The organism is Streptomyces sichuanensis (assembly GCF_020328095.1).
In the GTDB taxonomy this organism is placed as follows: Bacteria; Actinomycetota; Actinomycetes; order Streptomycetales; family Streptomycetaceae; genus Streptomyces; species Streptomyces cinnamoneus.
In genome coordinates this window covers 1-23,306 of the sequence record NZ_JAIXMK010000136.1, presented here as the reverse complement: position 1 = coordinate 23,306, position 23,306 = coordinate 1, and the positions used below count along the sequence as shown (strand labels likewise).

Sequence of the window (23,306 nt, the reverse complement as noted above, 5' to 3'; positions counted from 1 at the left end):
CGGCCTGCGGCCTGCGGCCTGCGGCCTGCGGATGCCGCGGGCCGGTGGCCGGCTCAGCGCTCGCTGTCGGCCGTGGCGCCCGCCACGCGCCCGCGAACCGCGTACCAGCCGGCGACCAGCGCCGCGGCGATCAGCGGCACGCACAGCACGGTGGTGCGCGCGGCCCCTCCGTCGGCGTACATGAGGACCAGGACGCAGGCGAGGAAGGCCAGTGTCACCAGTTCGGTCCACGGGGAGCCGGGCAGGCGGTAGGAGGGGCGGGTCAGTGCGCCGCTTTGGGTCTTCCGCCAGAAGAGGAGGTGGCAGACCATGATCATGCCCCAGGTGGCGAGGATGCCGAGGGCGGCGAGGTTGAGCACGATCTCGAACGCGTCTGCGGGAACGACGAAGTTGAGGCCGACGCCGAGGACGCACATGCTGCTGGTGAGCAGGATGCCGCCGTAGGGCACGTGGTTGCGGCTCAGCCGGGCGGTGAAGCGCGGTGCAGAGCCGTTGACGGCCATAGAGCGCAGGATACGGCCGGTGGAGTAGAGGCCGGAGTTGAGCGAGGACATGGCCGCGGTGAGGACGACCAGGTTCATCACGTCGCCGGCCGCCGGGATGCCGATGCGGGAGAGCACGGTCACGAACGGGCTCTGGCCGGCGCTGTAGCTGTGCCAGGGCATCAGCATCGACAGCAGGACGACCGAGCCGACGTAGAAGAGGCCGACGCGCCACATGATCGAGTTGATCGCCTTCGGCATGATCTTCTCGGGGTTCTCGGTCTCCCCGGCTGTGACTCCGACCAGTTCGACGGAGGCGTAGGCGAAGACGACGCCCTGGATGATCAGCAGCATGGGCAGCAGGCCGTTGGGGAAGATCCCGCCGTTGCCGCTGATCAGGGCCGGGCCGGGGACGGCGCCGTCGATGGGGTGCCGGGTGGCCAGGAGGAAGATCCCGATTCCCATGAAGACCACCAGCGCGCCGACCTTGACGATCGCGAACCAGAACTCCAGTTCGCCGAATATCCGCACGGAGATGAGGTTGACGGTGAGGACCACGGCCAGGGCCACGAGCGCGATCACCCACTGCGGGACATCGGAGAACAGGCGCCAGTAGTGGGTGTACGTGGCGACGGCGGTGATGTCGGCGATGCCGGTGGTCGCCCAGTTGAGGAAGTACATCCAGCCGGCGGTGTACGCGCCCTTCTCCCCGAGGAACTCCCGGGCGTAGGAGACGAAGGCGCCGGAGGAGGGCCGGTACAGGACGAGCTCGCCGAGCGCACGTACGACGAGGAAGGCGAAGACGCCGCAGACGGCATAGGCGACGAACAGGGAGGGCCCTGCGTCGGCGAGGCGGCCGCCTGCGCCGAGGAAGAGCCCGGTGCCGATCGCACCTCCGATGGCGATCATATTGACGTGCCGGGGCTTCAGGGACTTGCTGTAGCCGGTGTCCCCGGCGTCGACGTGACGGGTCGTGGGGCGCTTGTCGTCTTTGAGGAACTGCTCGCTCACGCCTGGGGTCTGCCTTCCGTGGTGGTGGCCGTGCGCTGAGGGCGCACGATGTCGATGAGGGCCGGCCGGCATGCCAGTGCGTCGCGTGTCGGTCTCCTGCTCCCTCCGGTCGGGCAGATGGCCCAGATGGCCCAGATGGCCCAGATGGCCTGGATGGTCCAGATGGTCCCGTTCCACCGGAGTGCGGCGCGGTGCCCCCGGCGGCCGGGATCGCGGCGTGCCGGCGTACTCCAGCAGGTCACTGGCGGTTGTGCTGCCGGAGGCGGGGGCTGTGGCCGTGATGGCCCACCCCTGTCGGGCAGGCGCTGCAGGAGGGTGCCGCCCGCGTGCGCGTTCACCGGCTGCATACCCCGGGACCCAATGGCCGGGGGCCGGGTGGGTCCCGGGCGGTGCCGGCGGCAGTGCAACGGCGCGGCCAGCCGCCGCCTGAGGGCAACCAGGCGTAGGGGCATACCACTTCCTTCCGGGGCATGAGAGGTGATCGTCGACGGCCGGATCCCCGCACGCCCGCCGGACGTCCCCAGCCACGGCGGGCTGCGGCAGGAGGCGGACGGGGCGCCGGCGGAGGGCACCCCGGCCGGCACAGGAGCGGCGCTCACGCCCCAGGAGCACGGGCCTTGCGTTTTTCTTGCCGCGAGCAAGAATCCTGCTGGCGTTCAACCGCAATCACAAGAAAACACATCTTCGCAACAGATAAGTGAGCCTTAACTCCGTGCACGGACTCGACCCCCGCCTGCTCGCGACCCTCGAAGCCGTCGTGCGGCACGGCTCTTTCAGCGCCGCCGCACGCGAACTCGGCTACAGCGCGCCCGCCGTCTCCCAGCAGATCGCCGAACTCGAACGCCGCGCGGGCCTCAGGGTGCTTGAGCGCCGCCCCGTGCGCGCCACCCCGGCCGGCGAAGTCCTTCTCGATGCCGAGCACAGCGTCCGCAACGTGTTGGCGACGGCATCGGCGGAACTCGGCGCCATGCGTGCGGGAACGGCCGGCCGGATCCGGCTCGGCGCCTTCGCCTCCGCCGCCACCAGCATCGTTCCGCAAGCGCTGGCCCGGCTCCACACGGCCTACCCCCATGTGCAGGTCAGCCTCTGCCAACTGGAACCCGGGGCCGGCTACAACCGGCTCAAGCGGGGGGACATGGACCTGGCCCTCAGCTACGACTACGACTTCATCCCCGACCCGCCGCCCCGGATGCTGCGCCGGACGCTGGTCGCACGGGATCCGGTGGTGGCCGTGGTCCCGGAACACCACCGCCTGGCCGACAGGGAGGTCATCGACCTGGCCAGCCTCGCGACCGAAACGTGGATTGCGGCTCCGGAGGCCGCTCTGCGCCTGGAACTGCTGTCCCAGATGGCCCGGACGCCGGGTTTCCAGGCCCGCCTGCAATACGAGGGGGACGACTTCAACACGGTCCTGGGTTTCGTGGCCGCGGGCCTGTGCGTTGCCGTCATGCCGCGACTGGCGCTGGGCCGCGGCAACGCCCGGGTCGTGGCCCGCCCCCTGGCCGGGCCGCAGTTGACGCGCTACATCTACGCCGTCCGCATCGACACCCGGCACGCCCCGCGCGCCGTCCTGGCCCTGGAGGAGATGCTCGCCGCGCAAGCACTGTCCGCGCTCTCCTGAGGCCCTCCGTGCGGCGGGGGCGGCAGCTGGAGGTGAACGGGTTGTGGAGGCAGTGTGAAAAGCAGCCAACTTGACGGCGGCTGCACGCGCGTAGACCACACCGCGGCGCCAGCGTTTTCGGCACCTCCGACTATCGGCCACGATGGCTGAAAGTTAAACTATCGAGTGCCGGGCGCACTACGTTTCCTCTCGGTTGACGTTCCACCGAGAGGAAACCCCTCATGACCGCAGCCGACAGCGCGCCGAGAACGGCCCGTGTCCTCACCGGCTACCGCCCCGAGGACGGCTTCATGGCCGTAGAGCTGAACCCGCCCCCGGCCGAATACGTCTGGCACGACGAGCACGCCGAGCAGCAGGAGCAGCGCTACGGCCCGGGAGCCGGCTACCACCAGTGGCTGGCAGTGGACGCACGCGACGGCGCCGTCTGGTTCGGCGACATCAACTGGCGCGCCTCGCACGACGACCTCAGCAGCCAGCTCCCCGGCCCTCCCCGCAGGGCGCTCGGCGACGAAACCATTCCGGCCCCCGGAGTCATGGTGCAGCTGCTCGGCCACCTGACCCATGACGAACAGCGCGGCTGCTCCTGGCGGTTCTTCACCGCCGAGGAGCTGCACACGCTCGCGCTGCGCATACTGCCCGCCGTGCAGCGGCTCGTGGACTCGCTCCACCGGATCGGGCCGGACGACGAGCTGGAGTGGTCGGCCGAGGCAGCCACCGCCTGGGACGACATCGAGCAGGCCGCGACCCACACCGAGACCCCCTCCGGCGAGCTGTTGTGGCCCGCACCGCGCACGACACCGGCCCCGTCCTGGCGCATCGAGGTCGGCACGTTCCTCTCCATGAACCCCGACCTGTGCGACCCCTCCTGGGCCCTGGCCACGGACGCGGAACTCGACGCCTACGCCGACTACCGTCCCGAGAGCGGCTATGGAGGCGTACCAGGGCGGATGTGCCGCGCCACCGATCAGGAGATCGAGGACGGTTTCACCTTCTACGGCCACCGTGCCGCCCTGTACGCCTACCGGGCCAAGGCGTGCGGCGACCGCACTCCGACGGACGCCCGTGCCTGGCTGGAGACGACAGAGGCCGGTCGGGGCTCCTGGGAGGCGGCCAGGCCCCTCGGAGCCACTCTCGCCGACGTTCCCGACTGCGTGCTGGCGGCTCTGGCCGAAAGGTTCCAGAACGCCGCACACGAGGAGGGCCTGGTCCTGACGGGCCTGAACGCCTATATGCACCGGTTGCGCGCCGAGGAACGCTCCGCCGTCGACCAGCAGCTCGTCTGCGAAGCCGAGGAAGTCGAACGCCTCGAGAACATGCTCAAGGACTTCCGCGCCGCCCGGAACCGCACCGTGACGCGGATCCTGGCCTGGTCCGACGGCCGTAGCGACGGGGAAATCGCCCGCCTGGCGTCCATGCCCGACGCCCACGTCAGCAACTGGCGGGCCCGCCTGACCGACGAACAGATGACCCCCACACCCGCATCCTGAAATCACTGAGCGGCCAGGACGGCGCAACCTCTCCACACCCTCCCCGCCAGGGCGGCCCGGCCATCCACGGCTCTATCGTGGCGCACATCCAGCGGCCCGGTGGCCACTTCAGCCGCTGTGCCGGGGTGACGACACCACATGACACATCCGTGCAGATCCTCAGCTCCGACTGCCACAGCCGGTGCTTGCACCGTGGGCTTCGTTCCTCTCTTGATCACTACCAGTGGCGTCGGCGAGCGGCAACTGCTCGTCTCGTCCGTCTCCGCCAGTCGGGGCAGCCTGACTGCCGGGGCTTTCGACCAGGAAACCGCGAGTGCCTCAGCGAAGTCGGTGCGCGCCAGCGTGGCGGCCATGCCGGCTGCGGTGTGCTCCACGACCGGCTCGGCCCGTATGCGCACCTGCCAGCCGTAGCCAGGATCGGCCGACCCACTCACCTGCTGCGATGGCTGGACGATGCCCCCGCATCACACTCGATGCAACAACCACATTCGCGGTGCTCCACACTCTGCCCAGAGCCCGCGCGACCAGGGCAACGAGGAGGAGGCCCAGATGCAACGGCACGAGGAGAAGTGGCTTGATCATTTCGCCGGGGAGGGTTACGAGGCGGTCGAGCCGCTGGGCTCGGGCATGGAGGGCGCGGTCTACCGACTGGATGACGGGATGGTCGCGAAGGTGTGGGGGGAGCGCTCAGCCCAGGAACTGCGCCGGCTGGGACGTTTCTACGCCCACCTCGACCAGGCGGGGCTGCCGTTCGCGACCCCGCTGTATCACGAGGTCCTTGAGGTGTTCGGCAAGGCGGTGACGGTGGAGCGCCACCTGCCCGGCGTACCGTTGGACGACAAGAGGTTCAGCGGGCCGCAGGAGTGGCCCACCGTCCTGTCGTGCCTGGGCACCGTGCTGGGCGCGTTCGCGGAGGTCCCCGACGCCCCTGAACTGCGCGACCTTCCCGTGATGGCGGAGAAACGAGCGCTCTGGGACGGCAGCGCGAGCTGGTCCCAGGCCCTGTCCACCCTCGTCGACGACAGGGCGGACCGGTTCGGCGACCAGCTGCGGGCAAAAGCAGCCGACTTCGACACCAAACTCGCCCAGTTGCACCGGGCCCTCGCCACCCTCGACGACGTCCGCCCCGCACTGGTCCACGGGGACCTGATCCCCGGCAACATCCTGGTGGGAGCCGACGGGGCACCAGCGGCCGTCCTCGACTTCGGATTCTTCTCCACGGCAGGAGACCCCGCGTTCGACGCCGCCCTGACCGCCAGCATCTTCGACATGTACGGCACCGACGCCCAGGACACCGAAGCAAGAATCGACCGGGAACTGAACACCCGGTTCGGCCACCCCCCGGACCGACTCGCCCTCTACCGGTCCGCCTACGCCGTCATCACCAGCAACGCCTACGACCCGCTCGGCCAGGACGGCCACTTCCAGTGGTGCGCGGACACACTCAACCGCCCATCGGTATCCGAGGCCCTGCGCCGGGCGCCGACGGGGCGCTGAGTGCCGACCCCGGACGGAAGGAAGGAAGGAAGGAAGGTGATGGTCAGTCGCTGATCGGCACCACAATGTCAAGCTGGGCATAGTTCATTCTTGACCCGATGACCGTCCACAACAGCGAACGTGGATGCTCCCAATGAAGCGCCCACTGCCGACGGCGCGGCCATTGGGCAGCTACCGACATATGCCACGGAGCCCCGAGAGGTCTTCCCTCCCAGGGCTCCAGCCTTGGTAGACACTCCAGCGAGCGAAGCCGTCTGCCTACGCGGTCCAGTCGAGCCCGAGTGCGGCGAGCGCGGCTGTCCAGGAGCGGTTTTTCTGATCAGAGCCTGCTGGTCTGAGCTTGGGTGATCAGTTTAATGTGTGGCGTGGTCGCAGGCCTGGGTTCGGGGGAATCGCTGAAGCGGCGTGGCCGTGGCATCCGGTGGTGTTCTGAGCTGGGTCTTTGTCAGGTAATTGGTCGAGTGGTCAGTTGTTGTCATCTGTCTTGAGCGGCGATCAGGCTCAGTGATCGTTGGTATGCGTGTTCGTCTAGCGGGTGACCGGGCAGCTGTGGGTGTCTTCACGTGATGAGGGGCGTTGCGGACCGCGGCGCGCGAGTTGGTGTGGGGATGCATGCTGGTCCGTTGTCTTCTCTTCGGGTGTCAGTGGTCGGCCGTACGCTGCCGGGCATGACAAGGTCAGGATTCGATGCCTCGTACCTGCAGCCGCTGTTTGGGGATGTGGAGAACCTGCGCGGGGATGGTGCGTACCAGCAACTGCCGGCACCGCAGCCTTCGAGCAGCCTCGCGGCTGACGATGCACCGCTGGGTATGTACGCGGCGTCGACGCTCATCCGCAACTCCTACAGCGCCGGGGTGGCGCACGCCGACGCGCTGCGCAGGCTGGTGTTGGCAGGGGAGGTCGATCCGCAAAGTCCGTGGACCCTGATGCGCGGGGCTCTGGAGAACTTCGCTACGGCTGTCTGGCTCTTGGGCGGTAACGATCGCACTGAGCGACGCCGCCGGGCCCTGGCCCTGTGGCGTGAGGACATGCGCAACCGTGCCCAGCACGAGGAGGACACGGACCATGTGCCTGGCCCGGGCGGAAAGAACGGACGCGAGCGTCGTCAGGAGATAGCTGACCTCGCGCTGTCCCTTGGTCTCCCTGTCTCTTCACTCAACAAACCAGAAGCGGGGAAGATCATCGAGGAGGCGGCCCGTGACGCTGGCCTGCGAGCCCGCGAGGTCACCGCCGGCTGGCGTGCCGCGTCAGGCTTCGCCCACGGCCGGTACTGGCCCAACCTCCGGGCCTCCACGTTGGTCGATGCCGCACGCAACAGCCCCGACCACTATCTGATGGCGCTGGTCATCGACGAGACACAGCACCGCCCGCTCACGCAGCACACCCGGGCTCTTCTCCAGCGGCTTCACCACAGGTACGTGGCAAGGGCCACGGCGTACTGACCGGACCACCAGCACTGGGCCCCAGGGGCGAGCGTCCCGGTGCCTGTTGGGCGGAGTTGCCGGGGCTGCTCCTGCCTCCGGGCGTGTCGGCGGTTTGCCTGTTCTCAGCGCGAGGGGAGGCTGGCTGTGGTGAGGAGGTGTTGTTGGTCGGGGTGGAGGAGCCGCCAGGTGCGTTGCTGGTTTTGGAGCCAGCGGCGGGCTGCCGGGTGGTGGGGGTGGGTGTGTGCGTGGTGGTAGGCGCGTTGCCACAGGATGGGCCAGGGAGGGTTCCACCAGGGGTCGATCGTGGCCAGTGTCTGCTGGGTTGTCGTCGCCCAGTGTTTTTGAGTTGTTGCTGTGGCTGCGACCTGGGGTTTCTCAGTTCTTCTGGGGGATGTTCGCGGTGCTTAGGGTGCTCGGAGTGTGGGGCTGGGCGGGGCAGCGTCTGTCTGACCTGCGCATATGCGGGTGCGCAGGTTGGTTGAGCGTGGAGCAGTTCCAGTGAGCTGCTACTTGATGGGACGGGTCAGGCGGTGTCGGGGTTGGTGAGGTCGTCGTAGGTGAGGGTGACGCGGGTGGCTTTGCCGGCTTTGCTGGCGGTGGTGGTGGGTGGCAGGACGCGGACATGGATGAAGTAGACGCGGACGCCGGAGAGTTCGGTGTAGGGGGGCCAGGCTCCGGGGGTGCCGTCAGTGGGGAGTCCGAGGAGCTTGTCGGTGATGTTGTAGATGACAAGGTAGGCGGTGTGCTGCCCGTAGTCGTGGGCGTACTTGATGACTTGGTGCAGTCCTTTGACGAGGTAGCCCTTGCCGCGCCCCTTGCCGTCGAAGATCTTGCCGTCGCAGACCAGGGGGTCACGGCCGTCGAGGTCGCCGATGAGGTCGGCTTCGCCAGAAGCTGAGCGAGGCTTGGCGTGGGTGATGTGGTCACCTTCGAGGAAGAGGAAGCGCTGCAGGTCGAGGTTGTAGACCTCTTCGCCGTTGGCGCGGTCGGCGTCGAAGCGGGTGTAGAGCTCTTCGCGGTCGAACCACTCGATGCGGGTGCGGTAGCGCTCGAGGGTGTGCAGGATGCTGCTTTCGGCGCCGACGCGTTCGCTGAGGAAATCGAACAGGGGCTGCAGGATGTCCTCGGCGAACTCTCGCCAACTGTCCTGATGGCGTTTTTGCATGCTGTAACCGATCGCGGTGCGCAGCCCGACGTCGGGGTTGCTCGCTTCCTTGGAAGCGATGTCCTGCATCAGCTCCCAGATGAGGACGGCTCGCCCTTGCTCGGTTCGGCTGGGCCAGACGAACCGGCCACTGCGGGTTAGTCCGGTGCGGAACCGCTCCCGGTCTACACCTGGCTCTGCCCGGGACGCCTCTTCGAGGAGGCCTTTGAGGGCTGGTTGGCTGTTGATCCAGGTGACGGCGAGGTGGACTTCGTGGCTGGCGCTGGAGTAGGGCGCGGTCATGAGTTTGCGGAGGCGTTCACGTACGGCGACCTGGAGGCGCTGCTGGTACTTCACCGGAAGAGGCCTTTCAGAGCTTGTGCGATCTGCTGCTGGACGGCGTCGCCCGCGTTCTGCGCGCTGCCGGTCTCGTCGACCAGCCAGATGTGGGTGTAGCAGCAGGGGCAGGTCACGGCGGTCTGGGCCACGATCTCCGAGTAGCGGACCCACATCAGGTAGCCGCAGGCGGGGCAGGCCGTCTCGAGGTCCGCGCTCAGGAACTGTGTCGCGAGGGAATCGCCCATGGCGGGATTGTTCCGTATGGGTCTGACAGTGGCGGTGTTGTTGGTTCTATACGGGGTGGATGCCGATACCAGAGAGAAGCTCCCGCTGGGTGTGGTGGAGGGTGTTCCAACGGGTGCGTTGCTGTTCGGTCCATCGCTGGAGGGCAGGGGAGTGGGCCTGGCCGGTGTGGTGGTTCAACTTCGCCTGCTCGTAGATGCGTTGCCAGATGCTGGGCCAGGGTGGGTTCCACCAGGGGGCGATGGTGTCGAGTGCCTGGCTGGTGGTGGGGGCCAGGCGTCCTTGTCGGGCTTTGCGGCGTGTTTGTACGAGCCAGTCGCCCAGGGCGAAACCGTCGTGGCGGGTGTCTTTGCTGCAGGAGAGGTGGCCGTGGAGGGCGGCGTAGGCGCGGGCGTGGGCGAGGCCTGGGCTTACGGGGTAGACGCGGCTGGTCCGGCGGCGGGCGGCGGCTTCGGGGGTGATGTCCAGGTCGGTCAGGAGTTGTTGCTGTTGGGGGCGTAGGTGGGGCCAGGCGGCGTGTTGTGCTCTGATCCAGGTTCGTACGTCGGCCGGGACACCGTGGGGGCGGGTTTGTGTGGTGCGGGCGCGGGTGCAGGCACGCTGCCAGGCCAGGTCCCAGGGCGGGTTCCACCATGGGTCGATCGCCGACAGGGCCAGCGCGCGGGGCGAGGGGCTGCCGTGACGTAGCTGACGGGCGCGGTCTTTGCTGCGCTGGTTGGACAGCCACTGCCCCAGCTTCAGCCCGTCCTGGACGGTGTCGGTGGTCGCGGTCACCAGCGTGCCGTGGGCGTCGGCGAAGGCGCGGGCACAGGCGAGGACACTTTGGAAGTGGGTGGCCATGTGCTTGCGGCGGGGCCGGGCGGCCCGGACGGCCTCGGGGGTGAGGCCGATGCTGGCCAGGAGGCGCTGCTGGCCGGGGTGCAGGGTGTCGTAGCCGGCACATTGGTTGTACAACCATTCGCCCAGGCCGAAGCGGGTGGTGGGGAAGCCGTGTTCGGGCCGCAGGGCTCCGTGGGCGCGGGTGTGGTCGCGGGCTTGGTAGTAGAAGCGCTGCCACATCACCGTCCACGGCGGCCGCCACCACGGGTCCAGTGCCTCGAGTTCCGCGACGTGTTCGGGTGGCATCGCGGCGAATTTCCGTTGATTCTTCAGCCACGTGCCCAGCGCAAATCCGTTGAACCGGCTGTGGATCGGTGCGGCGAGGTGGCCGTGGACGGCGGCGTAGGCGCGAGCGTGCGCCAGACCGGTGGTGAACGCCTGATCCGACCTGTGCCGAAGCCCCAGGTGCAGCCGCATACCAACCGCGGCCTTCTCCGGCTGCTGCGTGGCGTTGCGGTCTTCGACCCCACGCACAAACTCTGGCTGATCGGCAATCACCGCCCGGAGGTCGGCACCGGCGGCTTCGCCTTCTGGCGTCGTATGCGTCTGATTCCCTTCGAACGCGTCGTCCCCGACGACCGCAAGATCGACAACCTCGCCGACATCCTCGTCACCGAGGAAGGCCCCGGCATCCTCACCTGGCTTATCGACGGTGCCCGCCGTTACCTCGCTGGCGACAAGGACCTCACCGGGCCCCAGCGCGTGCGTATCGCCACCACCGCCTACGCCGAGACCGAAGACCACACCGGCCGCTTCTTCGACGAATGCTGCACCCTCGGCCCCGACCAGCGAGCCGAGCAGACCAGCGAGATGATCCTGTCCAACTCCCGCAAGTACTACCCGGGCATCGGACTGCTCGCCGAGGAGGAGAGGGCATGAGCTCCCTGATCACCGAAGACGAGATCAGCCACGAAATCGACCTCGTCTGGCTCGAGGACACCACCGCTCTCGACTACGTCCGCCAGAGCCTGGACCGCCTGCCCACGCGCCGAGGAAAGCCCGCCTATCACCGCGACGGACGCATGGTCGGCTACGCCATCCTCGGCCCCGCAGCAAAAGCCTCACGTTCCTCCGGTACCTTCCGCCGCCGCGTCTTCTGGCTCCTGCCCCACGACCGCGACACCGACCCCGACGGCCTCTACGCCACCGGCGCCCCCGCCGAAGCCGTCGACCCGCGCACCCTGGCCGCCGGGATCAAGGGCAGCAAGACCGAGCGCTCCGAAGGCGGGCCGCCTTTTACCGCCATGCGGGAGCTGGGCATAACGCTTCCACTCTGAAGGGCCCGTCCCTGCCGGCCGGGCCTCACGCTGGGCTGCCCCTGCAGTGGCACGCTGGGCTGCCATACAGGTCAGTATCTCTGCTTCTATCCCGCACCGTTTAGCACACCAGTCCCGCTGTGCGATTTTCTGATCACCCACTGTCAGTGGTCTCTGCAACGCTCGCCGCAGCCCCGACTCCTGTCGGAGCTGCGGCAAGGCGCCGCTTTCCAAGCACAGCGAGGAGAGACGCAGTTGACCACCCTGAACCCCACCGTGGAGCAAGCAGCCGCGGTCGACGCATTCGCTACTGGTACCGATTTGGTGCTGCAGGCGGGGGCTGGCACCGGCAAGACCTCGACGCTTGAAATGCTGGCGGCATCCGACACCGGGCGCCGCGGGGTATATGTGGCCTTTAATCGAGCTGTCAAAGACCAGGCCGCCCGGCGCTTCCCACCAAGCGTGAAGTGCTCTACCGGCCACGGACTGGCCTACGGAGCCGTTGGCCGTCGCTACAAGCATCGCTTCGGGGGCGCGCGGACCCCGGCCTGGAAGACCGCGGAGCTCCTCGGACTGAGGAGCAGCCTGACCATCGGACAGTGCACGTTTACGACGAACAATCTCGCCTATATCGTCAAGGAGACCGTGCTCCGGTACTGCCAGTCGGCCGACCGAGAGCTGTCGGAGCGCCACGTCCCCAAGCAGCGAGGCGCGGAAGATCCTCAGATCCACCGAGTCCTGGCGAGCGCTGTGCTGCCCTACGCACAGCGCGCATGGCGCGACCTGCAGCGCCCGGACGGGGACAAGCTACGAGTCGAGCACGACCACTACCTGAAGGTGTGGCAGCTCACCGACCCCTACATTCGGGGCGACTACATCCTTCTCGACGAGGCCCAGGACACCAATCCAGCCCTCGAGTACGTCCTCAAGCTGCAACGTGACCACGCCCAGCTCGTCCTCGTCGGTGATTCCGCCCAGCAGATCTACTCCTGGCGCGGTGCCCGCGACATCATGACCGGCTTCGACGGCACCCACCTGACCCTGTCACAGTCCTTCCGGTTCGGGCCCGCCCTTGCCGCCGAAGCAAACCAGTGGCTTACCTTGACCCGCTCCCCACTGCGGCTCACCGGCCACCGGGCAACGCAGACCCGAGTCGCACCGACCGACAGCCCAGAAGCCATCCTGTGCCGAACCAATGGCGGTGCCATGGCTGAGGTCCTCCACCAGATGGACAACGGCAAGTACGTCGCCATGGCCGGCGGCGGAGACACGCTGCGAAAGCTGGCTGTGGCCGCCCGCGACCTCAAATCAGGAAAAGGCACCCGTCACCCGGAGCTGTTCTTGTTCAAGTCCTGGGGCGAGCTCCAGGACTACGCCGAGAACGATCCAGCAGGCGCAGACCTCCTGCCCTGGGTCGACCTCGTCGACGACCTCGGCACGGAAGCAGTCCTGGAAGCTGTCGACCGCCTCGGCGCCGAGAACGCATGCGACGTAACGGTCTCTACCGTCCACAAGGCCAAAGGCCGCGAGTGGCCCTCCGTACGGATCGGCGAGGACTTTGCAGAACCCGAGCCTGACGCGCTGGGTCGCCCAGGTCCGATTGCCGTCGGCGAGGCACGCCTGGCATACGTGGCGATCACCCGAGCTCGCCACCACCTCGACATCGGCGGCCTGGGATGGTTCAAGTCACACCCCCAAGCCATGGAGGCTCAAACGAAACTGATTGCTGCGAGCGACTGAACGTTCCGCACTACGTCCTGTTGTCGAGCCGGAGCTGGTCACCGATGTCCAAGCCAGCAGTGGTACTCACTGGGATCCGCTCCGGCTCGGGCGGCCCGCACCGACCGCGTTCCCGAGCAGAGGGGCGGCGGCTGGCTCTTGCGCTTGCACTGTGACCCGGCAGGCGCTTTTGCGGACGGCTGGGTAAGCCGGGGCCTGCCGGTGAGCGGGCGGTCCGAGGGCGTCGGCACCCTTTGGTGAAGGTACCAGGCCCTCAGCAGGCTGACCCCGAAGTCATGGTCACCGTCAACGGGCAGGCTGTGAGCGCCGCGACGGTATCGGCTGCTCCTGCCTGTGCTGAAGGCGGATCTTCTGGGAAGTCGTTGATGGTGTGGGATTCGCGGTTATAAAATAACCGCCATGCTCACACCTGAGGATGCGTCATACATCACGCGGGCCACTGAAGGCCTGTCTTCGCCCCTCTATGAAGCGCTTGACTCCGGCTACATCGCCGCCCACGGTCATTACAACGATTCCGGCATGATCGGCAACGGCTATACCAAGGGTCGTACCGACCTCGTCCGTGATCACATACGCCGCTTCATCGAGTGTCGCTACGCTGACGGGCTCGACCTCGGCGGCTGGGAGCCCGTCCAGACTTCCAGTGGGCGCCTGCATCTGCGTCGCGGGACGATGACCTTGCGTGTCCTGCACGCCACCCCCTACGAGGTCGTGCCGGCGCCTGGCCGGAACAAGGCCCGGATCACCTACTATGAGAATCGAACGCTTGAGCTGTTCGGGGTGGAGGTCAGCAACCTGATCGCGGTCTGGCTCTCTCCGCCCGGAGAGGGCGGAGAGATCTCGGTCCGCATCGTTCGCCCGATAGGTGAATGGAAGCCGGGTCGCTCCGCCAAGTTCGACCTGTACTACGAGCTCCCCCGCAACACTGAGTCGTTCGCCGACTGGGAGTTCATCCCGGACGACAAGGGCATCGCACTGCCCTTCGAGTTCGACGAAGACGTGCGCGAAGAGGGTGAAGGAAGTGGTGCGTGATCCAGCCGAGCGCATTCGGACCCTGAGGTCCCTGATGGGCCTAACCCAGGGGGAACTCGCGCAGGCTGCTGGAGTCTCGCAGCCGTTGATCTCGCAGATCCAAAAGGGTCTTAAGCCCGTCAGTGACGACGTCCTCACACGCATCGCCGTGGCGACCGGCACTCCTATGTCGTTCTTCGACGTGGACCCTTCCGATCTGCCCGCTGACACACTGGCCTTTCGTAAGCGGGCCAGCGCCTCCGCCAAGGAGGTCGCTCGGGTAGAGGCGACAGTCAGAGAGGCGTACCGGGTTGCCGTACGTCTCATGGCCGAGACCAAGGTCCGCCGGACCACCCTGCCCGCGGCCGAAGGCACCCTCACGGCCGAGGACATCGAATGCCTCGCCGATCAGACCCGCGCCGCGATGGGCGTTGCCTCGGACGGAGTGATCGGGCACGTCATCCGCGCCTGCGAACGGGCAGGTATCCCCGTGGTCCCCTTGACCTTCCTGGACTCCGGCGGCGCTGGAGAGGAAGCCGTGGTGGGACACTCCGGCGTCTCCTGCTGGAACGGCACTGCGGAGCCGTGCCTGATCAGCTACTTCTCGGCCGGTACTGGCGACAGGCAGAGGTTTACTACCGCCCATGAACTCGGACACCTCGTCCTCCACCCCCACCGACGGGCCGGCCTGGACCCCAAGCAGGCCGAGGCCGAGGCGCATCGCTTCGCAGGCGCGTTCCTGCTCCCCCGCGAGCGGGCGGAGGAAGCATTCTCCGGCCCCCTGATGCTCCGTGAATTCGCCGTACTCAAGCAACGCTGGGGCATTTCCATCCAGGCCCTAATCAACCGCGCTCACGACCTGGGCCACATCGACCAAGCCCGCCGCGAGAGCCTCTGCAAACAGCTTGCCGCCCGGGGCTGGCGAACTAACGAGCCCGTCGTTGTGCACCCGGAGCAGCCGACCCTCCTCCGGGCCATGCTGGGCCGCAAGTACGGTGAGCCGCCATCCGTGATCCAGGCAGCCGAAGACCTAGGACTCCACCCGGTCCTGATGCGATCCCTTGCACCGGACATGGCAGCCGATCCGGCTCCACGTCGAGCTGCCCCTGTGATCAGCCTCGGCGACCGTCGCCGCAGGGGAGCGCACCTTCAGGTCCTCTGACACCGGCCGACCGCCTCGCCTGCGCTTGATGCTCTGCCCGGGGAGCGGGTCCTCGATCTGAGCCACCAGCAGCGTGGCCCCATGTAGGTGCGAGCGTGGCTCTGAGGCGTTCGAGGCGCTGCAAACCAGGCGAAAACGACCTCTTAGAGGTCGTTTTCATCGGTGAAGTCTGTTTGATCCCAACTCTCGTCGCCCCTGAAGGGTGAGCCCTGAGGCTCTGGTTGCCAACGCGGCTGGTGCGGCTACCGGGAGTTCGCACTACCCGTCTCATCCCAAGGAGTACCCGCATCAGCGATCACTCCCGTCGCGCCGGCTGCGAGGCTGAGACGCATGAGGTGTGAGTACGGCTCTGAGGTGTGCGATGCGACGCAAACCAGAGGAAAACGACTTCTTTAGACGGGCGCAGACATCGACAGGACCTGCGCCCTGGTGGCGTCGCTCTGGCTGCGGCGCTCGACCGCACTCGCGACGATTATCCGGCTATACCGCTGGTCCCTGGGCAACGGCCCTGACGGAGATCCCTGTGACGCTGAGCTGTAGGCGGAGCTGGGAGCCCCCTCATTGTGCGCACCCATGATGATCCCCTGGTGGCTTTTAGCAGTACGCCCATGAGCGCATGGCGCATGGCAGGATCCGTATCGGTATGATATCGAGGTCAACAGAGTGCGACTTTTCGTAGGGGCATTTCAAGCGATGTTGTTCGACCCGGAAGTGAAGGAAGACGCCGACCGTGCCAGGTGGGAGGTGACGCCATATGTGAACGTGGGGCCGCTCTTTTTTGGAATGAGTCACGAGCAAGTTATTTCTGCGTTGTCTGCTGGCGATCCCACGGACAGCGGGTATCCGGCACCTGGCGAGTTTGCCTCTTTCTATGATGCCGGAGTGACGGTCTACTACGGGAGTGGGGGGAATTTGGCTGGTGTGGCGATCAGCCCTTTCCTAGGACCGCATGTCTTCCTTGGAGACTTCCGGCTCACTCACCGTCTACCGTCGGAGATTGTGGGCTGGATGGAGACTGGATCGCCCGGGTCGTTCCGCCTCAACCAGCGCTGCGAGCCGTACTTCGAAGAGATCGGCCTTCTAATCCGCGGTCAGCAGGGCGGGGATTTCCTTCGCAGTCGCCCAGTCTTCATCGGTACTGAGTGGGCCGATCGGTTCGGGGATCTTCAGGAAGGGCCAATTCCGGCGCGCGAGTGGGAAGAATATTAAGAGCGCATGACAAAATAAGACGCCCCTGGCTGGCGGTTCTCGCGCTGGGAACCGTTTGCCAGGGACGTCTCGATTATTTCAACTAACTGCTAGGCTGTTAGGAGATGGGCATCTTTTGCCGTCAGGGTCACTCTACTGCACGTCCGAAGATCGTCTTCGGCGTCAGGGCGCCCTGCTTATTTTTATACCAGACTTTCATGGTGGACCCGACCGGCAGGATCTCTGCAACGACGTCCGGACAGCTGCCGAACCCGGTGCATATGTAGTCCTGATTGATGACCACGGTCGCGTCTTTTACCTTGTTCTGTCTCATCCAGGCGGCGAACTTTGGTTCTGCGTGACTGGAAGAAGGAAGTCCCTTGAATCCGGGGAGGCTGGTCTGCCTCTTGTATCGGGGTGACTTCTTTATGTATTCGAGACCGAGTTTAAACAGGTCGTCTCCCTCGCCGCTTTGCAGCTGAGGGCCGATGTTCTTTCCTGCGGAGTCGAATATTTGCCCGGTCGTCTTGCGTAGGTCGGCCATCTCGCCGAGGGCCTTGATTGCCCATACCGGGCATGCCGAATTGTGAACCAGGACGGGTGTCGTGCCTGCGAATACATAGAATGTATGCAGGTCGTCGACGGTGAGGTTGTAAGTTCGGGCGTATTTCGTGTGAGGGAGGTTCTTCTCGACGGTGACAGTGGTTCCGTCGAACGCCCGAAGGGTCATGCCAGCCCGGAGGTTGGCAGCCTTCACCCAGTCTCTCTGTGAGGGCGACCAAAATGGGTGCTCATGCGTTGCAGTGAGCTGTTCCGAGCCGTTCGGGGTCTTTATTGTGAGTTCGTTGAATTGCTTGTCGTGCTCAGAGACGATGACGTCAGTTACCGTGCGTGGGCCGGTCTCCCCGGTCAAGGGGTCAGTGGCGGCTACCTGATCGCCGACCTTGACGGACTCGATGTTCTTCTGAGAGCTGTCCGCCATGAGCACCTTGGTGCCGGGAAGGAAACACTGAAGGCATTCAGTGACATTGCTGTACCGGGTACCTTTGAGGAGGTCCTTGATACCATCGGCGCCCTTCTTGGCAAGCTTGAGCTTGCCAACGGGAAGGATCGAGATGACAGCCATGCTGCAGCTGCCGAAACTCGGGTCCTTGGCACACTTCTTGGCATCGTTGAGCCCATAAATCTCCCAGACGACCTCCTTCATGGTGGGGTCAATGTCCGGCATTTTGAAGTAGTACTCGTCTGAACCGCCGGCGACGGCGTACATGCACGGAGGCAGGTTATCTCGCGCCGGGTACGGGATGCAGGGCTTCTTTTTCTGCCTCGCCTGCTCCTTCTTGCGCTGTTCTTCGGCCTTGCGACGGGCCTCGGCCAGTTCGGCTTCGCGCTTCTTGACTACCTCATCCCACGCCTTGGAAGCCTGGTTTTTGGCTTCCTCCGAGCTCCTGTTCGCCGCCAGTGCGGACTCGTGGGCTTCCTGTTTTGCCTCTTCAGCCAGAGCGGCAGAGTCGCGCGCGTAGCTGGCGGAGAATTCGGCTTGTGCAGCGGACTCTTCTGCGGCTGCAGCGTCCTGGTCGGCGCGGTTGGCAGCGTCGCGAGCCGTGGAGGCGGACTTGGCTGCCTGGCTGGCAGAGGTTTCCGCCTTGGCGGCAGACTCGGCGGCTTGCTTGGCGTAGTCCTTGGCCTGATCGGCGAAGCTCTTGGCTTCAGCGGCAGCCTTATCGGCTTCGATGGAGGCACTCTTGGCTTCGGCGGCGGCCTTGGCCGCGAGCCAACGGTTCTGCTGGGCTTTGGCGGCGACAATGTCGGCTTCGTGGATCAGCTGCTGGACCTGGTTGACGTGCGTCGCAGTGAGCTGGTCCTTGCGGTCGGCCATGTATTGGCCGACCTGGATGAAGTCGTGCAACTGGTCGGCTGGGCCGTCCAGGGCGGCGCGGGCGGCGGCCTCCATCTCGGTGTCGGCCCCGGCGGCGTTCATCAACTGCCCCGCGATGACCCGTTCGTCGATGATACGCGCCTGGTACTGACCTGTAGTAAGGAAGGAGCTCAGGGCCTGGGGACTACCGTCGGTCAGTGCGGCCTTAGCCGCGTCTTTGACGCTGGGCCCACCTTCGTTGCTGATCTTTCCGATGATGATGCGGTACTCGACGTTGGCGGCCGCGTACTGACCGGTGGCGTAGAAGGTGCGGATCTCGTCCGGGGTGCCCTCCAGCGCCTTGGCCGCAGCCGTGCGCACCTCCTGGTAGGGGCTTGCAGTGGCAAGGTCAGCGACCTGCTTGCGGACCTCCTCCTGCTCGGCCTGCCTGGCTCCGGTGCGCAGATAGGCCAGGACATCATCGTCAGTGCCGGCCAGGGCCTGGGCGGCGGCTTCCTGGCGCCAGGAGCCGAAGTGCTTGAGCGCGCGCAGTGCCACCGCGCGGCCCTGAGTGGCGATCACCTTGGGGTTGGCGTCAGGCTTGTCGGCCTGGACGGCCAAGGCAGCGGTGTCGTCCTCGATGGCCTTGCCTTCGAGGAGCGCCTCTGCCGACTGGGCGGTGAACTCGTCGACAGCCACCTTGCGGGACTTGGCGCGCTCGATCGCGGCCGCGCGGCGGGAGGCCAGATCGGTCTTCTCGGTTTCGCGGGCCAGAGCAAAGACCTTCTTGGCGGTGGTTACCGCTGTGGTCGCCGCGTCGGCTGCGGCTTTGGCCGCATCTGCGTATTTCTTGGACTGGTCAGCCGCAATGGCCGCCTCACCGGCATGCTTGGCAGCTTCTTCGGCCGCCTTGGCGGCGTTCTCGGCATGCACCGCGGCGGAGTTGGCCGCATCGCGCGCCTCGCCTGCTGCCTGAGCGGACTTGCGGGCCAGGCTCTCGGCCGTGGCGGCCGCACGATTGGCCTCCAGCGCATGACGGCGGGTCTCCGCGGCGGCCGCCCGTGCTCTGTCGGCATCGGCCCCGGCGGCGGCCGCAGAGTCGGCGGCCTCATCGGCGGCGCTGGCCGCCTCGTTGGCGTTGGCACTGGCGCTCTTGGATGCGTTGGCTGCCTCGGCCGCCTTGAGAGATGCCTGGCCGGCCTTCTCGGCGGCATCAGCAGCCCGCTTGGCGCCAGCAGCTGCCTCACGCGAGACGGTGGCGGCCTTCTTTGCGTCCTCGGCCTTGCCGGCGTCGTTGGCAGCCTCAGAGGCGGCGTTGAGAGCGCGGGCAGCGGCGTCGGCCGCGCCGATGGCGGCGTTTGCGGCCTGTGCGGCGGCCAGGGCGGCGACGCGGGAAGCTCGGTTTGCGGCGCTGGCCGCGTCGACCGCCCGCTGGGCGGCTTCGGCTGCGCCCCGGGCCGCATTTGCAGCCTGCCGGGCCTTCTGGGCGGCCCTCTTGCTGTCCTTGCCGGCGGCCTCGGCTTCGCGGGCCGCGTCCTTGGCGGCTTCCTTGGCTAGTGCCGAAGCCGTGACTGCGCGGTCCTTGGCTTCGATGGACGCCTCGGTGGCTGCCGCAGCCTCAGCACCGGCCTTCTCCGCCTGCTCTGCAAGCTGCGCGACGTTAGCGTATTCCTGATCGCGGCTGCGGGCCACGAACTGGCCCACCTGGAGGAACTCAAGGACGTCGTCCGGGGTGCCCCGCAGCGCTACCTTGCCAGTGGCTTTAACGTTGGGGCCACCGGCGTTCATCAGCTTGCCGACCTCAACCCGGTTATCGATCTCCCGGGCCTGGTACTGGTCGACGTTGATGAAGCGGGCGACGTCCTCGGGTGTCCCCTGCAGAGCCTTGGTACCGGCGTCCTTGACGCCCTTGCCGCCCGCATTGATCAGCTTGCCGACCTCGACTCGCTGATCGATCTGCAGCGGTTCCTGCCAGCCGTCCTTGAGGAAAGCCTTTACATCTGCCGGGTTCTGTGACTTCAGCGCCGCGATGCCGGCCTTGCGCACCGAGGGGCCGCCCGCGTTGATTACACGGCCGACCTCGATCCGGTCATCGATCCGCTGGATACCGTCGCTGCCCTTGAGGAAGTTTGCGATGTCCTCGTCGGTGCCCAGCAGCGCCTTCTCCGCTGCCTCCTTGATCCCGCTGCCGCCAGTCTGCCACTGGTAGAGGACGGACCCGCGGTCCTGTGAGGAGTAGGAGTGCGGCTCGCCAGCGGCGAATGCCGGGGTGCTGCCCAGCAGACTTGATACCAGCGCGGTGGACAGCAGTGCCGCGTACGTGGCTCGCCGGACTTGGGGTCTAGGCCGGCTGGTACGTGGTGTTGGCGGGTATTGCGCCCTGGTGAAGCGCAGTAGGTGTTTCACCTGCTTTGTTCCTTTCGGGTTGGGCGCGATCCGTTGCGGCTGCCCATCCGTAAAGCAATGAAAGATCCATGAATGCCCGTTTTGGCGTGAAGAGGCGGAAGAGATGCGACTGCGAAGGCAGGGCCGGCAGGCGCGACTGCCGCCGCCGGTCAGCCGCAACGCCCCCTGGTCAGGACCTAGTTAGGGGCGCGCTCGAGTAGATCTTACATATGTTTTACTTATGTAAAACCCATAGGTCACTTGTGTGGCCAGACTTCATGGTTGTGAGGATTCTGCGATGATGTCCCGTATCCGCAAGACGCTTCTATTGGGTGTTGCCGGTGTAGTCACGGCATCAGCAGTTGGCGTTGCCGTCGCCCAGGCTGCCCCCCATACGGCGGCCCCTGCAGCCGCTTCAACCGCAGCTGCTGACATGCCTTCGACCGTCGAGAGCTTCGCCTACCCCGGTGCGGCGAAGATCGTTCAGGACCAGCAGATCACCCTTAAGCGAGGTGACGGCCATATCCTGCTCACCGACTGCAGCCTGAAGCACGACATCCAGGTCGAATCTCGCATCGGCAAGAACTACTACTGCTTCAGTGTCAGCGGTAAGCAGGGGTTCCTGACCCTAGAGCTGCCCGACGTCTACTTCCTGTGGAACAAGGAGCTCCCTGTCCAGGCCAAGGTCACTGCCGATGGCGAGACGACGGTCGTGAACGCTCCCGCCGCCAAGCCAGGCCAGGAAAACCTCACCCACATCGGTGAGACGAGCAACTCCGGCAAGCCCTCCGTCCTCCTCGAACTCCGCGTCACTGGCTGAGCTAGCGCGTAGGGCTTCGGTGGCCTGCGGGCTGCCAGTCCACCTTGACCGCCGCACCATCAGTGGCGGGCTGCACTTGCGGCCCAGCAACGACACCTCCTCGAGCCCCCCACCCCCGGCCGGTAGTGGCGCGCATGCCCTCGGCCGCAGGCCAGCTGTCCTTTAGCTGGCCCACCCCGAAATCTTTTCGAAGGACTTCTTGATGTCTGGAATACGTTCACGCACTGCGTGGACAACATGCCTGCTCGCCGTCGCCACGACCAGCGGTCTCTTCGCTACGACTCCTGCTACAGCCTTGACCGGGAATGACGCGAAGAGCGGCGATTTCGCTTTCACTGCGAAGCTGAATATCGGTGAGGCGGCTTCATGTTCGGGCGCGCTCGTCGATGCCCAGTGGGTGATTACTGCCGCGTCATGTTTCAGTGACGGCGGCAAGCCGGTCCTGGCCGGCAAGCCCGCAGTGACGACCACCGTCACCGTCGGCCGTACGGACCTCACCCAATCCAGCGGCAGCCTGCAGGAAGCCGTGGAGCTCGTCCCGCGTCCAGACCGTGATGTAGTGATGGTCAAACTCGCCCACCCCGTACCCGAGACACAGGCCAAACCAGTCAAGGTTGCCACTAAGGCCCCGAACGTCGGTGAGCAGCTACAGGTCGCCGGGTTCGGCCGGACGAAGACCGAGTGGGTGCCCAACAAGCTGCACACCGGCACGTTCACCGTCGAGTACGCTGACCCCGCCTCCATCGGGCTTAATGGCTCTGGGAACTCGGTGATGTGCCAGGGCGACGCTGGTGCTCCCGCGCTGCGAGGTACCGGGGACAGTGCCGAGCTCGTCGCGCTCAACAGCCGCTCTTGGCAGGGTGGCTGCCTCGACACCGACCCGTCAGAGACCCGTACGGGAGCGCTCGACACGCGCGTGGACGACATCACCGGCTGGATCAAGCAGGTGCTGTCCCTGCCCAAGCGGTATGTGACCACTACCGGTGACTTCGACGGCGACGGCAAGGCCGACGTCGCCATGCTCACTGACTACGGTCTGTCGAAGGACGGCAAGAGCCAGGCTGCTCTGTGGGTCCACACTGCCAACGGTGAGGGCTTCAAGGAGCCGCGCGTGGTATGGGAAACCGGCGCCGGGACACTCGACAGCTGGCGCTGGGATGGCAGTAAGCTGACGTCCGGCGACTTCAACGGCGACAAGAAGACCGATCTCGCCGTCCTCTACAGCTACGGCAAGTCCAGCGACGGTGTCAGCAAGACCGGTCTGTGGACCTTCACCAGCAACGGAAAGGGCTTCGAAGCTCCCCAGAAGGTCTGGGAAAGCGGCTCCGGTGCCTGGAAGAGCTGGAACTGGGAATCCAGCAAGGTGACCGCCGGCGACTTCAACGGTGACGGCAAGGCCGATCTCGCCGTTCTCTACGGGCTCGGCAGGAACGCGCAAGGGCGCAACGAGACCACGCTGATGACCTTCACTAGCAACGGCAACGGCCTCAGCGCCCCCGTCAAGGTGTGGGAGAGCGGCACGGACAGCTGGAACTGGGACTCCAGCAAGCTGACGTCCGGCGACTTCAACGGCGACGGCAAGGCCGACCTCGCCATTCTCTACGGCTACGGCAAGACTAGCGACGGCCGTAACGAAGCCGCGCTGTTCTTCACCTCCAACGGCGACAACGGTTTCAGCAAACCCCGCAAGGCATGGGACAGCAACGCGTGGACGAGCGGCGGGCGCAGCTGGAACTGGGACTCCAGCAAGGTCACCGCT

Annotated in this window: 16 protein-coding genes and 3 pseudogenes; 13 read left to right on the top strand and 6 right to left on the bottom strand. The window is 66.2% G+C overall.

The features are described from left to right. Positions 1-53: 53 nt before the first annotated feature. Positions 54-1,493 carry an amino acid permease gene (locus LE181_RS27720; RefSeq protein WP_225664244.1) on the bottom strand — a complete coding sequence of 480 codons (1,440 nt, stop codon included), beginning with the start codon at positions 1,491-1,493 and terminating at the stop codon, positions 54-56. A 712-nt stretch (positions 1,494-2,205) separates the two neighbouring features. On the opposite strand from LE181_RS27720, the gene LE181_RS27715 reads away from it, so the two are divergent. The 4 genes from LE181_RS27715 to LE181_RS27700 all read left to right on the top strand — a co-directional run bounded on the left by LE181_RS27715 (position 2,206) and on the right by LE181_RS27700 (position 7,540). After that, positions 2,206-3,114, top strand: coding sequence for a LysR family transcriptional regulator (locus LE181_RS27715; protein ID WP_225664243.1), 909 nt, complete (start codon positions 2,206-2,208; stop codon positions 3,112-3,114). A 221-nt stretch (positions 3,115-3,335) separates the two neighbouring features. After that, positions 3,336-4,601 carry a hypothetical protein gene (locus tag LE181_RS27710; protein WP_225664242.1) on the top strand — a complete coding sequence of 422 codons (1,266 nt, stop codon included), beginning with the start codon at positions 3,336-3,338 and terminating at the stop codon, positions 4,599-4,601. Positions 4,602-5,150: 549 nt separating this feature from the next. After that, complete coding sequence (locus LE181_RS27705; protein WP_225664241.1) at positions 5,151-6,098, top strand: phosphotransferase family protein; 948 nt, start codon at positions 5,151-5,153, stop codon at positions 6,096-6,098. A 668-nt stretch (positions 6,099-6,766) separates the two neighbouring features. After that, complete coding sequence (locus tag LE181_RS27700; protein WP_225664240.1) at positions 6,767-7,540, top strand: hypothetical protein; 774 nt, start codon at positions 6,767-6,769, stop codon at positions 7,538-7,540. A gap of 505 nt (positions 7,541-8,045) precedes the next feature. Here the strand turns inward: LE181_RS27700 and LE181_RS27695 are convergent. The 4 genes and pseudogenes from LE181_RS27695 to LE181_RS32335 all read right to left on the bottom strand — a co-directional run. Continuing rightward, positions 8,046-9,023, bottom strand: coding sequence for a hypothetical protein (locus LE181_RS27695; RefSeq protein WP_225664239.1), 978 nt, complete (start codon positions 9,021-9,023; stop codon positions 8,046-8,048). Then, positions 9,020-9,250, bottom strand: coding sequence for a hypothetical protein (locus LE181_RS27690; protein WP_225664238.1), 231 nt, complete (start codon positions 9,248-9,250; stop codon positions 9,020-9,022). Before LE181_RS27690 ends, LE181_RS27695 begins: the two co-directional genes overlap by 4 nt. Positions 9,251-9,296: 46 nt before the next feature. After that, on the bottom strand, positions 9,297-10,373 hold the full coding sequence (locus LE181_RS27685; RefSeq protein ID WP_263869495.1) for a helicase associated domain-containing protein: 1,077 nt from the start codon (positions 10,371-10,373) through the stop codon (positions 9,297-9,299). Between the two features lie 9 nt (positions 10,374-10,382). Beyond that, a pseudogene (locus LE181_RS32335) lies at positions 10,383-10,544 on the bottom strand (helicase associated domain-containing protein); the annotation flags it as partial. 42 nt (positions 10,545-10,586) lie between these two features. Between LE181_RS32335 and LE181_RS27680 the strand changes: the two are divergent. The 7 genes and pseudogenes from LE181_RS27680 to LE181_RS27650 all read left to right on the top strand — a co-directional run. Next, positions 10,587-11,006 (top strand): annotated as a pseudogene (locus LE181_RS27680) (DNA primase); the annotation flags it as partial. Next, a complete protein-coding gene (locus LE181_RS27675; RefSeq protein WP_225664236.1) occupies positions 11,003-11,404 on the top strand; it encodes a DUF6009 family protein in 402 nt (133 codons plus the stop codon). The pseudogene LE181_RS27680 and the gene LE181_RS27675, both read left to right, overlap by 4 nt. A gap of 234 nt (positions 11,405-11,638) precedes the next feature. Beyond that, positions 11,639-13,123 (top strand): UvrD-helicase domain-containing protein, encoded by a 1,485-nt coding sequence (locus LE181_RS27670; protein WP_225664235.1) that lies wholly within the window; start codon positions 11,639-11,641, stop codon positions 13,121-13,123. Positions 13,124-13,522: 399 nt separating this feature from the next. Next, positions 13,523-14,155, top strand: a complete 633-nt coding sequence (locus tag LE181_RS27665) for a hypothetical protein (RefSeq protein WP_225664234.1) — start codon at positions 13,523-13,525, stop codon at positions 14,153-14,155. Next, a pseudogene (locus LE181_RS32720) lies at positions 14,136-14,318 on the top strand (helix-turn-helix domain-containing protein); the annotation flags it as partial. The gene LE181_RS27665 and the pseudogene LE181_RS32720, both read left to right, overlap by 20 nt. 141 nt (positions 14,319-14,459) lie before the next feature. Then, positions 14,460-15,296 (top strand): ImmA/IrrE family metallo-endopeptidase, encoded by an 837-nt coding sequence (locus tag LE181_RS27655; RefSeq protein WP_225664245.1) that lies wholly within the window; start codon positions 14,460-14,462, stop codon positions 15,294-15,296. A 663-nt stretch (positions 15,297-15,959) separates the two neighbouring features. After that, positions 15,960-16,505: a hypothetical protein gene (locus tag LE181_RS27650; protein ID WP_225664233.1), complete on the top strand. Its 546-nt coding sequence runs from the start codon at positions 15,960-15,962 to the stop codon at positions 16,503-16,505. 127 nt (positions 16,506-16,632) lie between these two features. On the opposite strand, the gene LE181_RS27645 is transcribed toward LE181_RS27650, so the two are convergent. Next, the gene (locus tag LE181_RS27645; protein ID WP_225664232.1) at positions 16,633-20,748 is read right to left on the bottom strand and encodes a DddA-like double-stranded DNA deaminase toxin; all 4,116 of its coding nucleotides are present in this window, start codon (positions 20,746-20,748) and stop codon (positions 16,633-16,635) included. A 277-nt stretch (positions 20,749-21,025) separates the two neighbouring features. On the opposite strand from LE181_RS27645, the gene LE181_RS27640 reads away from it, so the two are divergent. Both LE181_RS27640 and LE181_RS27635 read left to right on the top strand, forming a co-directional pair. Beyond that, positions 21,026-21,547 carry a hypothetical protein gene (locus tag LE181_RS27640; RefSeq protein ID WP_225664231.1) on the top strand — a complete coding sequence of 174 codons (522 nt, stop codon included), beginning with the start codon at positions 21,026-21,028 and terminating at the stop codon, positions 21,545-21,547. A gap of 295 nt (positions 21,548-21,842) precedes the next feature. Then, the coding region (locus tag LE181_RS27635; RefSeq protein ID WP_225664230.1) for a trypsin-like serine protease at positions 21,843-23,306 on the top strand (1,464 nt) is incomplete at its 3' end.